Source organism: Streptomyces sp. NBC_01232 (assembly GCF_035989885.1).
Taxonomy (GTDB): domain Bacteria; phylum Actinomycetota; class Actinomycetes; order Streptomycetales; family Streptomycetaceae; genus Streptomyces.
In genome coordinates, this window is record NZ_CP108518.1 from 2,728,134 (window position 1) to 2,741,558 (window position 13,425).

Annotated in this window: 12 protein-coding genes; 5 read left to right on the top strand and 7 right to left on the bottom strand. The window is 71.2% G+C overall.

The window, feature by feature from the left end; genetic code table 11:
- Positions 1-208 precede the first annotated feature (208 nt).
- On the top strand, positions 209-1,453 hold the full coding sequence (locus tag OG444_RS12780) for a cytochrome P450 (RefSeq protein ID WP_327262292.1): 1,245 nt from the start codon (positions 209-211) through the stop codon (positions 1,451-1,453).
- A 402-nt stretch (positions 1,454-1,855) separates the two neighbouring features.
- On the opposite strand, the gene OG444_RS12785 is transcribed toward OG444_RS12780, so the two are convergent.
- Complete coding sequence (locus OG444_RS12785; protein ID WP_327262293.1) at positions 1,856-2,608, bottom strand: hypothetical protein; 753 nt, start codon at positions 2,606-2,608, stop codon at positions 1,856-1,858.
- Positions 2,609-2,722: 114 nt separating this feature from the next.
- Entirely contained in the window at positions 2,723-4,798 is a 2,076-nt protein-coding gene (locus OG444_RS12790; RefSeq protein ID WP_327262294.1) for a bifunctional glycosyltransferase 87/phosphatase PAP2 family protein, read from the bottom strand.
- 107 nt (positions 4,799-4,905) lie between these two features.
- Here OG444_RS12790 and OG444_RS12795 point away from each other — a divergent pair, with 107 nt between their 5' ends.
- A complete protein-coding gene (locus OG444_RS12795; protein ID WP_327262295.1) occupies positions 4,906-5,265 on the top strand; it encodes an antibiotic biosynthesis monooxygenase family protein in 360 nt (119 codons plus the stop codon).
- Between the two features lie 117 nt (positions 5,266-5,382).
- On the opposite strand, the gene OG444_RS12800 is transcribed toward OG444_RS12795, so the two are convergent.
- Entirely contained in the window at positions 5,383-5,778 is a 396-nt protein-coding gene (locus OG444_RS12800; protein ID WP_327262296.1) for a nuclear transport factor 2 family protein, read from the bottom strand.
- A 108-nt stretch (positions 5,779-5,886) separates the two neighbouring features.
- Here OG444_RS12800 and OG444_RS12805 point away from each other — a divergent pair, with 108 nt between their 5' ends.
- A complete protein-coding gene (locus tag OG444_RS12805; RefSeq protein ID WP_327262297.1) occupies positions 5,887-6,432 on the top strand; it encodes a GNAT family N-acetyltransferase in 546 nt (181 codons plus the stop codon).
- Positions 6,433-6,487: 55 nt separating this feature from the next.
- Here OG444_RS12805 and OG444_RS12810 read toward each other — a convergent pair whose 3' ends face one another.
- Positions 6,488-8,530, bottom strand: a complete 2,043-nt coding sequence (locus OG444_RS12810; protein ID WP_327266759.1) for an MFS transporter — start codon at positions 8,528-8,530, stop codon at positions 6,488-6,490.
- Between the two features lie 329 nt (positions 8,531-8,859).
- Complete coding sequence (locus tag OG444_RS12815) at positions 8,860-9,435, bottom strand: hypothetical protein (RefSeq protein ID WP_327262298.1); 576 nt, start codon at positions 9,433-9,435, stop codon at positions 8,860-8,862.
- Between the two features lie 10 nt (positions 9,436-9,445).
- Between OG444_RS12815 and OG444_RS12820 the strand changes: the two genes are divergently transcribed.
- Both OG444_RS12820 and OG444_RS12825 read left to right on the top strand, forming a co-directional pair.
- On the top strand, positions 9,446-9,619 hold the full coding sequence (locus OG444_RS12820; RefSeq protein ID WP_327262299.1) for a peptidoglycan-binding domain-containing protein: 174 nt from the start codon (positions 9,446-9,448) through the stop codon (positions 9,617-9,619).
- A 134-nt stretch (positions 9,620-9,753) separates the two neighbouring features.
- Positions 9,754-10,437, top strand: a complete 684-nt coding sequence (locus OG444_RS12825) for an HAD-IA family hydrolase (protein WP_327262300.1) — start codon at positions 9,754-9,756, stop codon at positions 10,435-10,437.
- A gap of 649 nt (positions 10,438-11,086) precedes the next feature.
- On the opposite strand, the gene OG444_RS12830 is transcribed toward OG444_RS12825, so the two are convergent.
- Together OG444_RS12830 and OG444_RS12835 are read right to left on the bottom strand one after the other, a co-directional pair.
- Positions 11,087-12,166, bottom strand: a complete 1,080-nt coding sequence (locus OG444_RS12830) for a hypothetical protein (protein WP_327262301.1) — start codon at positions 12,164-12,166, stop codon at positions 11,087-11,089.
- Positions 12,167-12,724: 558 nt separating this feature from the next.
- Entirely contained in the window at positions 12,725-13,252 is a 528-nt protein-coding gene (locus OG444_RS12835; protein ID WP_327266760.1) for a DinB family protein, read from the bottom strand.
- Between the last annotated feature and the right edge of the window lie 173 nt (positions 13,253-13,425).

A 13,425-nucleotide genomic window follows, 5' to 3' on the forward strand; every position in this document is an offset into this window, starting at 1 on the left:
GGGCCGTCCCGGCGCCCCGCCCGAACTAGTACGCGTTCTAGTTCTCCCCCGCAGTCTTATGACCTGAGGCCCCGGCACGCAAGGGTCTTGCACGCGCCCTGCACGGATTCCACACGCAACAGTTGGCGCCGCGACCCTTGTCACTTCTAGAACTCGTTACTACCTTCAAGCCAACTTCTGATGGTCCGTCAGACTTTGGAGTTGCCCGATGTCCTGCCCCGCACTGCCCGAAGGCTTCGACGCCACCGACCCAGACCTGCTCCAAAGCCGCGTCCCCTTCCCGGAGTTCGCGCAGCTGCGGCAGACCGCACCCGTGTGGTGGTGCCCGCAGCGGCGGGGCGTCACCGGCTTCGACGACGAGGGCTACTGGGCCGTGACCCGGCACGCGGACGTCAAGTACGTCTCCACGCACCCGGAACTGTTCTCCTCGACGACCAACACCGCCATCATCCGCTTCAACGAGCACATCCAGCGTGATGCGATAGATGCCCAGCGTCTGATCATGCTGAACATGGATCCGCCGGAACACACGCGCGTACGCCAGATCGTGCAGCGCGGCTTCACCCCGCGGGCCATCCGCGGCCTGGAGGAGGCCCTGCGCGACCGCGCCCGGAAGATCGTCGAGGAGGCCTCGGCCTCGGCGGCCGACGGCAGCTTCGACTTCGTGACGCAGGTGGCGTGCGAACTCCCGCTGCAGGCCATCGCCGAACTGATCGGCGTACCGCAGAAGGACCGAACCAAGATCTTCGACTGGTCGAACAAGATGATCGCCTACGACGACCCGGAGTACGCGATCACCGAGGAGGTCGGCTCCAACGCGGCGATGGAGCTCATCGGTTACGCGATGAACCTCTCCGCCCAGCGCAAGGAGTGTCCGGCCAAGGACATCGTCACCCAGCTGGTGGCGGCCGAGGGCCAGGGCAACCTGGGCTCCGACGAGTTCGGCTTCTTCGTGCTGCTGCTGGCGGTCGCGGGCAACGAGACCACGCGCAACGCCATCAGCCACGGCATGCACGCCTTCCTCACCCACCCCGAGCAGTGGGAGCTCTACAAGGCGACGCGGCCGTCGACGGCCGCCGAGGAGATCGTGCGCTGGGCCACCCCGGTGGTGTCCTTCCAGCGCACCGCCACCCAGGACACCGAGTTGGGCGGCCAGAAGATCAAGGCGGGCGACCGGGTGGGGATGTTCTACTCCTCCGCCAATCACGACCCCGAGGTCTTCACCGACCCGGACGTCTTCGACATCACCCGCGACCCCAACCCCCACCTGGGATTCGGCGGCGGCGGCCCGCACTTCTGCCTCGGCAAGTCCCTGGCCGTGATGGAGATCGACCTGATCTTCAACGCCCTGGCCGACGCGCTCCCGGACCTCCACCTGACCTCCGAACCCCCACGCCGGCTCCGCGCGGCCTGGCTCAACGGCATCAAGGAACTCCGCGTCACCCACCCCTGACCCATCGACCCACGCCCAGCCCCACGGACGCACTTCGAGCCCCACCGGTGCGCTGCCACCCTGCCCGGCACACCCCCAGCCCCGCCGGCGCTTGAGGCGCTCCCCCAGCCCCGCCGACGCTTGAGGCGCTCCCCCAGCCCCGCCGGCGTTTGAGGCGCTCCTTCAGCCCCGCCGGCGTTTGAGGCGCGGGGGTCCGGGGGCAGGGCCCCCGGCAACGGCGCCGCACCCGTTCGAGTGGCGCCCCACCCCGATCAGGGCGATCCTGGCAAACAGCGGCGATCCAGCCGAAGGGGCGCCGGGGCAGCGAATGCCCCGGCGCCCCTTCGGCCTTCCCGGGCCAAGCCTGGCCAGGCGGCGGCCAGGCGGCGGCCAGCCGGCGGCAGCGCAACGGCCCGGCCAGGGCTACGGCTCCGACGGCCGCCCCGCAACCACGTCGTACACCCGCACCCGCACCCGCCGCTGCCACCCCTCCCTCTCCTCCCGCACCCGCGCCCTCCGCTCCTTCCGCCCCCCGGCGGAATACCGCGCCCGCGCCCACGGCGACCCCGGCCGGGCCAGCCGTACCGCCCCGACCAGCGCGAAGAACGGTACGAGGATCCCCAGCAGCCCGGTGAACACCTTCCCCTTGGCCAGCGTCACCAGCGCGAACGCCGCGTTCAGCGCGACCACCACCACGTACGACCAGTCGGAGACCCTCGTACCGCCCTCCGAGACCTCGGCGTCGTCGACGCCGAAGGGCGACGCCCCCAGCAGCAACAGCCCGCACGCCGCCGCGCCGACCACCACCGCGTCCACCGAGAGCCGGCCCTCCTCGGACCAGTAGACGTCCTTCAGGTGCAGGATCAGCGCGAACTCGTCGAGCACCAGCGCCGTCCCGATGCCGAACACCGCCGCATCGATCTCCGCCCACGGAGTCTTGTTGCCGATCGGGGAGGCGAGCCCCAGCCCGCCGACGATCATCAGCACCACGCCGAACACCACGTGGTGGATGTGCAGCCCGCCCGGCGTGACGTTCTCCGGCCACCAGGAGACCTGTGCCCGGATCAGCCGGACGCTGATCCGGATGAAGAGGAACGCGCCGAGGAAGCCCAGCAGCAGGCACAGCAGCGGCTGCTTGCCGGGCTCGACGATCTGGCGCTGGTACCAGTCGCCCACGGTCAGGCCGCCCGCCCGGCCGGGGCGACCCCTGTCGGCTTTGCGCTCATGACCCGATGCTGGCACCGCGGCGGACCCGCCGCCCGGCGGGAGCGGACGTCGCGCCGGCGCCGGCTACGAGCTCCGCGCCGCGTCCCGCAGCTCCCGCTCCGTGTCGCTCGACCCTTCGCTCGCCCCTTCGCCCGGCACCTCGCCCGACCGCTCGCCCGGCGCCGGCGCACCCGTACGCTGCCCCGGCAGGCTCAGCTGCAGCCCCCGCGGCCCGGAGAGCGCGTACACGAGCCCGAATCCGGCGCCCACGACGACCGCCCCGCCCACCGCGTCCAGCACCCAGTGGTTGGCGGTGGCGACGATCGCGCACACCGTGATCAGCGGGTGCAGCGCCCCGAGCAGCTTCTGCCAGCCCTTCGGCGCCAGCACCACGATCACGATCCCGCACCACAGCGACCAGCCGAAGTGCAGCGACGGCATCGCCGCGTACTGGTTGGAGATCGCGGTCATGGCCCCGTACGAGGGGTTGGCCAGGTCCTGCGGCCCGTGCACGGTGTCGATGAAGCCGAGACCCGGCATCAGGCGCGGCGGCGCCAGCGGGTAGAGCCAGAAACCGACGAGGGCGAGGACGGTGGCCAGGCCCAGGGAGGCCCGTGCCCAGCGGTAGTCGCCGGGGCGCCGCCAGTACAGAACCGCCAGGATCGTCAGCGGGACGACGAAGTGGAAGGAGGTGTAGTAGAAGTTGAAGAACGCCTCCAGCCAGGGCGTACTCACCACGGCGTGGTTCACGGCGTGCTCGATGTCGAGGCCCAGCGCCCGCTCGATCCCGAGGATCTGGTTGCCGTTGCCCTCGGCGAGGGAACGGCTGGTGGGGGCCGCTGCCCGGATGTGGGAGTAGAGCGAGTAGCCGACCCGTATCAGCAGGAGTTCCAGCAGCAGGTTCGGGCGGGACAGCACGCGCCGCCAGAACGGCAGCAGCGGCACCCGCGACCAGCGGGCCGCCGCCGGGCGCCCGTAGTCGGTCGGTACTGGCTCGCGCCAGTACGGCGATGAGCGCGGCAGGAACGGCACCGCGCAGGCCGCCGCCACCGCGGTGAGCAGCAGCACGTTGTCGCGTACGGGGGCCAGTGCGGCCAGGTTCGGCAGCAGCACCGCGCTCGGCAGGGTCATGGCGAGGACCACGGCCACCGGCCACACGGGCCGGTCGGCGGCGCGCTTTCCCACCTTGCCGGCGACGGCGAGCAGCACCCACAGCAGCTGGTGGCGCCAGCCGGCCGGGGACACGGCGACGGCCACGCAGCCGGTGACTGCGACGGCGAGCAGCAGCTGGCCGTCGCGGGCGTAGCGGACGGCGCGGCGCAGGCCGAACCAGACGATGGCGCCCGCGAGGGCCGCGTAGAGCAGGATCTCGAGCGGGCCGGTCAGGCCGAGGCGCAGCAGCGCGCCGTGCACGGACTGGTTGGAGAGGCCGTCGGGGGCGCCGCCCAGGCCGGTGCCGGCCAGGTGCTCGATCCAGTACGTCCACGAGTCGCGCGGCATGGCCGCCCAGGACAGCGCGGTGGCCGCTGCGAAGGTCACGGCGGCGGTGCGTGCGGCGGGGCGGCGTCCGGTCAGCCACAGCAGCGGGGCGAAGAGCAGGAGGGCCGGCTGGAGCGCGGCGGCGAGGCCGACGAGGAGGCCCGCGGGCCGGTCGCCCGGCACCCGGAAGACGGCCAGCAGCACCAGCAGGACGGGCAGGAGAGCGGTCTGGCCGGGTGAGGCGGCCTCGCGGACGGGGAGCGAGACCATCATCAGGGCCGTGAGCACGGGCGCGGCGAGCAGCGCGGTGCGCCGCGGCACCGGGTCGGGAAGGCCGCGCGCGGCGACGAGCCCGATGGCGGCGACGCACAGCAGCGTCAGGCAGGTCCAGGCGACCTCCAGCGACGGGGCGGCGAGGCCGGCCAGTGGCTTGAGGACCAGCCCGGCGAAGGGGGTGCCGGAGAACTGGCCGGTTTCGTAGATCGACCCGGGCAGGCTCCCGGGGAGGTGGAAGCCGTTCAGCCACTCGCCGGGTGGCACCCGCAGCACTGCGGCGGCCTGTCTGACGGCGAGGGCGCCCGCCAGCGCCCACAGGAGGAGGCGTGCTGCCCCGAGCCTGCTCTCATCGCCTATGACTCCGGCATGTCCGTTCGCACCGCTGTGCTCTGCCGCGTTAGCCACGCCTCGCCGGCCTCCCGCCGTTTTGACCGCAACCCTGACTTCGCCCGGCTGCCGCGCTCCATTACCCGCACGACGATATCTCCCGCGGGATACCTAGGATGGCCCTCATGAGCATCGTGAAGATCAACGCACTGACGGTTCCCGCCGAGCAGCGGGAAGTTCTGGAGCAGCGTTTCGCCTCGCGGGCCGGGGCGGTGGAGAGCTCGGACGGGTTCGAATGGTTCGAGCTGCTGCGTCCCGTGGAGGGTACGGACCAGTACTTGGTCTACACGCGGTGGCGTTCGGAGCAGGACTTCCAGGCGTGGATGGAGGGGCCGATGAAGGCCGCTCACCAGGGCGGGGGCGGCGCGGCGGGCGGCGCGGCTGCCGGCGGTGAGGGTGGTGGCGAGCGGCCGAAGCCCGCGGCCTCCGCCTCGACGGTGTGGTCCTTCGAGGTCGTGCAGCAGGCGGCGCCGAAGCAGGCCTGACGCGGTGCGGGGCCCGGCCCTCTTCCGGGCCGGGGCCCGTGGTGGTGCGTGTCGCAAGCGTCGCGGATACCGCGGGTTCTACGGGCCGGGCAACGGTCAGGCCCGCAAAGCGCCGTGTCAGGCCCAGAAGGCGTCTTCCTCGTCGATGTCCGCGGTGCACGCGTCAATGTCGGTGATCTTGTTGCCGATGATCGTGAAGAAGAGTCCCTGGCGGATCTCGATGCCGCGGTCTCCGCGGTCACCGCGCGCCGTGTGGAAGCTCATCACGTGGCCGCGCCCGTCCGCCAGCACCGATTCCAGGTGCACCTGGAAGGTGCCGCTGGTCTCCTCGCCGAGGCGGCGGTAGAGGTCGAGGACGTTCTCCCGCCCCTTGTGATGCCCGGACAGGGGGTTGCTGCCGGGCACGTGGTGGATGACGTCGGCCGTCAGCAACGTGCCCATCATCTCCATGTCGCCCTTGCCGAAGGCTTCGTAGCCGCGGCGGACCAGGGCACAGTCGGGATGCTCTGACATGGCGTTTCCCACCCTCCGGGTACGCGAGGAATGTCCTTTTTCCTATCATCGGCCCGGCCCTGTGGATATTCCACGCGGGAGATCCTCCGCGAACTCCACAATGACGCCATGACCACTCACAGCGAACACCGCACAGCCACCTCATCCGCCACCCCGTCCGCTTCGGCCCGGTCGTGGACCGTGACCCCCGAGCCCTTCACCACCCGGGACGCCACCGCCCTGCGCCGCGCGTACTACGCCGAGGTCGCCGGCCGGTACTGGGAACGGCAGGTCACCGAAGCCGAGATCGACCAGGGGCTGCTGGACTTCCCGGACGACGAGCTGGTCCCGCCGACCGGGCGGTTCGTCGTGGGCAGGCTGGACGGCGAGCCCCTGGCGTGCGGCGGGGTCCGGCTGCTCGACCCGGTCACCGCCGAGCTCACCCGGGTGTACGTCGACCGGCGCGCCCGCGGCACGGGCGGCGGGGCGGCCCTGCTCGAGGCCCTGGAGGCGGAGGCCCGCGCACTGGGCGCCGGGCGGGTCCGGCTGGACACCCGGTCGGATCTCGTGGAGGCCCGGACGCTCTACGCGCGGCACGGGTATGCGGAAATACCGGCCTACAACGCGAGCCCCTACGCCGGCCACTGGTTCGAAAAGATCCTCACGGCGCCGTAGCCACTGGCCGGCGACCACCGTCGGGGCGGCGGGGCAGCAGGGCAGCAGCTACGGCCTAGTGGGCGGCGTGGTCCCGGCGCGGCTCGGAATCGTAGGGCTCCTCGGCATCGGAACCGCACAGCTCCGTATTGAGCTGCTCCACCAGTTTCACCAGGTCGGTCGGACGGTCCGGGCCCCACCAGTCGCCGAGCAGCTCGGCGAGGGACTCCTGCCGGGCGTCGGCGAGCTTCGCGGCGCAGATCCGCCCCTCGTCGGTCAGGACCAGCGGCAGCCCGTCCCGGACGGCGAGCCCGCGCCCCTCGATCTGACGGGCGGCATCCGTGATGATCTTCAGTGGCACATTGGTGCGGTCGGCGAGCAGCGAGGGCTCCGCGGAGCCGTACTTCTTGATCCGCAGCAGCAGCCAGCTGGCCGCGGGCAGCAGGTCGTAGCCCGCCTTCTCGGTGATCTTCTCGTAGACGTGGCGGCGGCCCTCACGGGTGCCGAGGACCGACAGCGCGCGGGCGACCTCGTCGTGGGAGGAGCGGTGGACGGGGTTGGAGGCCAGGGTCTCCGTCACATCGGGGGCGGTGACCGAGCCGCGGAGCTTGTCCTCCTTCAGGAACCAGGCGATCACGAAGGCGATCAGGACGATCGGCACGGCGTACAGGAACACGTCGGTGATGGCGGTGGCGTAGGCGTCGAGCACCCGCGGCTGGAGGTCGGCGGGAAGTGCGCCGATGGCCCGTGGGTCGGCCTCCAGCTGCGCGACGCTCGCACCGGCCGGCAGCGTGACACCGGCGAGGGAGGCGGACAGCTTGTCGTCGAGCTGGTTGGTGAAGACCGTGCCGAAGATCGCGACGCCGAAGGAGGCTCCGATGGAGCGGAAGAAGGTGGCACCGGAGGTGGCGACCCCGAGATCGGCGTAACTGACCGCGTTCTGCACCACCAGGACGAGTACCTGCATGACCAGGCCGAGCCCGGCGCCGAAGACGAAGAAGTAGACGCTCATCTCCAGGGTGGAGCTGGTGCGGTGCAACTGGTGGAGGAGGAGCAGGCCGAGCGCGGTCACCGCCGTGCCGGTGATCGGGAAGACCTTCCAGCGCCCGGTACGGCTGACGATCTGGCCGGAGACGGTGGAGGTGATCAGCATGCCGATCACCATCGGCAGCATGTGGACGCCGGACATGGTCGGTGAGACGCCCTGGACGATCTGGAGGAAGGTCGGCAGGTAGACCATCGCGCCGAACATCGCGAAGCCGACGACGAAGCTGATCACCGAGCAGAGGGTGAAGGTGCGGATCCGGAACAGGCCCAGCGGCAGGACGGGCTCGGCGGCCTTGCGCTCGACGAGGAGGAAGCCGGCGAGCAGTACGACGCCGAGGACGGCGACGCCGATGATCCGGGCCGAGCCCCAGCCCCAGGTGCCGCCGAGGGAGGCGACGAGCACGAGGCAGGTGGCGACACAGGCGATGAGGAAGGTGCCGAGGTAGTCGATGCGGTGCTTCGAGGAGCGTGCCGGGATGTGCAGGACGGCGGCGATGACGACGAGCGCGACGAGACCGATGGGGAGGTTGATGTAGAAGACCCAGCGCCAGGACAGGTTGTCCACGAACAAGCCGCCCAGCAGCGGGCCCAGCACGCTGGTCGCACCGAAGACACCGCCGAAGAGGCCCTGGTACTTGCCGCGTTCACGCGGCGGGACGATGTCGCCGACGATCGCCATCGACAGCACGATCAGTCCGCCGCCGCCGAGGCCCTGCAGGGCGCGGAAGCCGATGAGCTGGGGCATGTCCTGGGCGAGCCCGCACAGTGCCGACCCGATGAGGAAGAGGACGATGGCGTACTGGAAGAGCCTCTTGCGTCCGTACTGGTCGCCGAGCTTGCCCCACAGGGGGGTGGCGGCGGTGGAGGCGAGCATGTAGGCGGTGACGACCCAGGACAGGTGCGCCATGCCACCGAGGTCGCTGACGATGGTCGGCAGGGCGGTGGAGACGATGGTCTGGTCGAGTGCGGCGATCAGCAGGCCCAGCAGCAGGGCTCCGATGGAAACGAGTACCTCGCGGGAGGTGTGCTCGGCGCCGGGGCCGGTCTTCGCCGGGTCGGGAACAGGGTCCATCGCTTCCGCGGTCACATCCTGAGCCATCGATACCTCCTCAGGCCGGATCAACATCTCCATCCTGAGCGGTGTGTCCGGTTATGGCCTCTCGGGCGGTTGGGAGGGCCCCTGCGGGTCTGCATAATCGCAGGCAATAGCCAGGAGGGGAGTCCAGTGAGCCGTCAGCACTGTCCAGAATGCGGCGCCGCCGGCGCGGGCTGCGGGTGTGTGCCGGGGGTCGGTTTCAACCCCTTGCGCATCCGCCCGTACGTGACGTTGCCCGACCCCGGCGAGCCGGACACGCAGGTGTCCCCGCAGCCGGTGTCCGGCGCGGTCGCGCCGAACCCGCATCAGGCACCGGCTCCGGTGCCGGTGTCCGGGCAGGACGACACCCCGGCGTACGGGATACCCGTGCCGCCGCTCGACGTGCCGTGGCCGGCCGGGCCGCAGCACGCTCCGCATCCGGCCGAGACGGTCCAGCTCCGCACGATCCCGGCAGCGGACCACACACCCGGCGGCGGATGGGGAGGGGGCGGGGGCGGGGGCCCGGAGAGGCGAACCGGCCCCACCTCCCGGAAGCCCCTGGCGCTGCTGCTCGGCGCCGCGGCGGCGGTCGCCCTCAGCGGGACGGCCGTGGCGGTGTGGGCGCTCCCCAGTTCCAGTGGGAGCGATGCGGCGCTGGTCGAGGCGAAGCCGCCGGCGCCCGTGTCGAGCGCCGCCCCTGCCGCGCCGTCCGCGAGCCCGTCCCCGCGGAGGACCGGCCCGTCCGCCTCGGCCTCCCCGTCGCCGAGCGCCTCGAAGTCGGCGTCCCCGTCGCCCAGCGCGTCCCGTACGACGGCGCCGGCGTCGCCCAGCCCGACTCCGAGCGCGAGCCGCGCCTCCAGCCCGCCGCCCACCCACGCCCCGACCCTGCGGTACGGGGACACGGGTCCGGAGGTGGAGAAGCTCCAGCGGCTGCTGTCGGCGCAGGGTCTGTACCGGGGCAAGATCAACGGCCGGTTCGACTGGCGGGTGGAGGACGCCCTGTCGGAGTTCCAGTACGACATGGGCATCGACCATCAGGAGTGGGGCTTCTACGGCCCGATCACCCGCAAGGCTCTGGAGGGATGAGGGTCACATGCCCGCCGGTGGCGCAGACCGCCCTTTATTTTGTATCGTGAGGGAACAAAGTGGTTCCGTCCTCATTCCCTGACCGGTGGACGGAACCACTTGTTCTCTTTCCCGCCCCGTCTGGAGCCCCGCCGATGCCGGCCAGCACCACCACCGCACCTGTCGTCCTCACCGCCAAGGCTCTGCTCCTGGACATGGACGGCACGATCGTCAACTCCGACGCGGTGGTCGAGCGCTGCTGGCGCGACTGGGCGGTGTCCCACGGGCTGGACCCACAGGAAGCCATGAAGGTGGTCCACGGGCGCCAGGGCTACGCCACCATGGCCGTACTCCTGCCGGATCGTCCCATGGAGATCAACCACGCCGAGAACGCGGTGATGCTGGCCCGCGAGACGGCCGACACCGACGGCGTGATCCCGGTCGCGGGCGCCCCCGAGTTCATGGCCTCGATCGACGGGCTGCCGCACGCCCTGGTCACCTCCGCCGACGCCGCCCTGGCCACGGCCCGGATGACCGCCGCCGCCCTGCCGATGCCCGCGATACGGATCACCGCCGAGTCCGTACAGGCCAGCAAGCCCGATCCCGAGGGCTTCCTCATGGGCGCCGCAGCACTGGGCGTGGACCCGGCCGACTGCATCGTCTTCGAGGACTCGGCGGCGGGCATCACCGCGGGCCGGGCGGCGGGCATGCGCGTGATCGGCGTGGGCCCCCGCGCAGCCACCCACGCCCCGACGGCCCACGTCCCGAACCTGACGGCCCTCCACGTCACGACCACCGCGGACGGCTCGATCACCCTCACGGTGCGGGCAGCGGCGTAGGACGTACGAACCCACCGCGCCCGGGACCAGGCCGCAGGGCGGCGGCTTCGGGCGGCGGGATCCCGGCTGGGCGGTGGCCGGAGACGTGTACGGGGGTTTCCCGTCAGTCCCATCGTCTCTCCGTGTCGGGCCGGCCCCTCAAGGGCGCTCCTCCTTCGTCGTCGCGTCGCTACGCGATGTCGCTGCGCTCCACCCTTGACCGCCCGTCCCGCCCCGGACATACGAAGACTGCCGGGAAACCCCCAAAGGAACGGGCCGGGGGACAAGAGACAGGAACGGGGCGGCCGGAGAAGCCCTGCCCGGTCGGGGCCGGCGCATCCCAGAGGCGGGGCCCATCGGCACCAGGGCCCGGGTCGGGGGAGGCGCGTCCGATCGCTACGCGCTCCTCACCTCTCAGCGTCTCCAGCCCGTCCTGGGCCGGACATAGGCCGCCCACGGCCCCGGTGCGCCCGTCGCCATGCGTCCGACGACCGTCCGGGGCCCGCCATAAGCCGCCCACGACACCCCAGCGCTCCTCATGGAGGGCGTCTGAGGGCTGTCCGGGGTCGAAAGACGGCCGACAGCGGCTATTTCGTCGTGGAGTCGGGTCAGTGAGAGCGGGCGACTCAAGAGGTCGCCGATTCACCCCAATTGCACCGTTTGGCGATGGTCAGGACGGCTGGTTGATCCCGCCAGCGAACGACGTACGAGCGAACCAGGTCCGCGTCTCGTCTGCGGTCAGGACGCGGCTCAGTTCGGCCGTGCCGGGGAGATGGGGGAAGAACCGGTCGGCGTTCCAGCTGCGCCGGTACGTCGGCTCGTCGAGCACGAGCAGGCGGCGCCCCTCCACTACGGGAATGTCGTCGGGCAGCCCTTCGTTCCAGATCCGCTCGCCGTCCGGGGCGAGGAGCTCGAAGGCGCCGGTCGCGGCGGCCTGGGTGCGCCCCTGGGCAGGTTCGGGATCCGTGGCCAGGCGGACGCTCTCCGCCGAAGGGGCAGTGCCGGGCACCTGGCCCCCACCGATGAGGACATGGGCGAGCAGGGTGTGCAATTGGAAGTTGTCCCCGATGCCACCTATGCGCACCTCGAAGCCGGTCCCGGTGGGCTTGTGCAGCACCACGAGGGGCTCGTCGTCCAGAACCGCCAACGCGTACGCGAGGCATTTGAGGTCGTGACGGTCCAAGGCAGCCACATCACGGCAGGCGGGGAGGATCGCGGATGCGTGCCGTCGGCGCACTTCAGCACTGCGGCACAGCACGGCCAGCGCGGGCGGCTGCCATCCCTCGACCGAGCACCAGGCCAACGCCAACCGCAGGGCATCGTGCACGTCGCCGCCGAGGCGGGCCAGCAGCGCGTCGTCGATGATCTCTTCGTTCGGCTCCGGCAGTTCGTCCCCCGCAGCGCCGGTGGAGGTCCAGCGGCGGGCGAACTCCAGGGCGTCCATCAGCTCCTGGTGGACGCTGCTGAGGATCGGCACGGCGCAATCGGCCGGATCGGCCCCGCGCTCGACACAGAAGCCGGCCGCCATCGCGAGCATCCTCCGCGGGCCGGTGGGCGGGAAGTCCGGAAGCAGCGCCGCCAACCGGGGTCCGGCCAGAACGCGTTCAGTGTTCGGCGCCGACTGCACGGCCTTCACCATGGCGGTGAAGGCACGCTCGGTGCGGCCGCCATCGCGAGCGGCAACCGCTTCCTCCAGCTCGGACACAATGGCGGTGAGGCCAGAAGCCTTCCGCTTCCACTTGAAGATCACCGGCACACCTTAGGCTCGAGGCCTGTCCGACATGGTCTGACCAAGACCGTTCGAATCCTTTCGACCGCTATCTGCTGTCGAAATCGTTACCGCGCAAAGAGCCACCCCAGCCGGCCGTCAGCCGCCGTCGATGCGAGATACCTGGGGCATGGGCGTATGTCCGGCCCTAGACCGGCTGGAGACGCTGAGAGGTGAGGAGCGCGTAGCGATCGGACGCGCCTCCCCCGACCCGGGCCCTGGGCTGCATGGGCCCCGTCTCGGGAAGGTGCCCTTTCACGCCCGACCGGGCAGGGCTTCTCCGGCCACCCCGTCCCTGAAAGGAACGCCCGGCCCGTTCCTTTGGGGGCTTCCCGACAGTCTTCGTATGTCCGGGGCGGGACGGTCGGTCAAGGGTGGCCGCAGGCCATCGCGCAGCGACGCGACGACGAAGGAGGAGCGCCCTTGAGGGACCGGCCCGACACGGAGAGACGATGAGACTGACGGGAAACCCCCATACACGTCACTGACCGCCGCCCCAGCGGCTCCCGCCGCCCCCGAAGCCCCCGCCCCGCCCCACCCCTACTGCCCCACCCGTCCGTCGATCCGTTCCCGCAGGAAATCCGCGTGGCCGTTGTGGCGGGCGTATTCCTCGATCATGTGGACCAGGACCTCTCGGAGCTCCATGGGCCCGTCGCCGTGTCCGGCGTCACCCGTGACGTCCAGGCCGGGTGCCTCCGCAACGAGTCGTTCCGCGAAGGCGACTTCGGCCCGCCAGGTGGACCACGCTTCCGCGACCACCGCCGGGTCGGCCACCGCGCCCGTGAACTCCCCCGCACGGTCCTCCTCCGAGCGGTAGTGCCGACGTATCTCCTGGCCCGCCATGACCTGCCGGAACCAGTGCTGCTCGACGCCCGCGAGGTGACGTACGAGACCCAGCAGCGACAGGTTGGACGGTTCCACCGAGCGCCGCGCCATGGCCTCCGTGTCGAGGCCCGCACACTTGAGCTCCAGCGTCAGGCGCTGGTCCCGCAGGTAGCCGGCGAGTACGGCGCGCTCGCCCTGGAACCCTCCGTCGGTCCGGGTGTCCTCGTCGGGGTGGACGAACATGTTGGACCAGCCGAACTTCCGCTCCTCCGCAGGCACGGACGCAGGCACGGACGCGGACACGGGCGCATGCACGGGCTCGACGATGGAGCCGACAGGAGGAGCGGCAGACCGGTCGGCAGGAGGAGCGGCACACCGGTCAGCAGAAGAGGCGGTGGAAGCGGCGGAAACGTCGG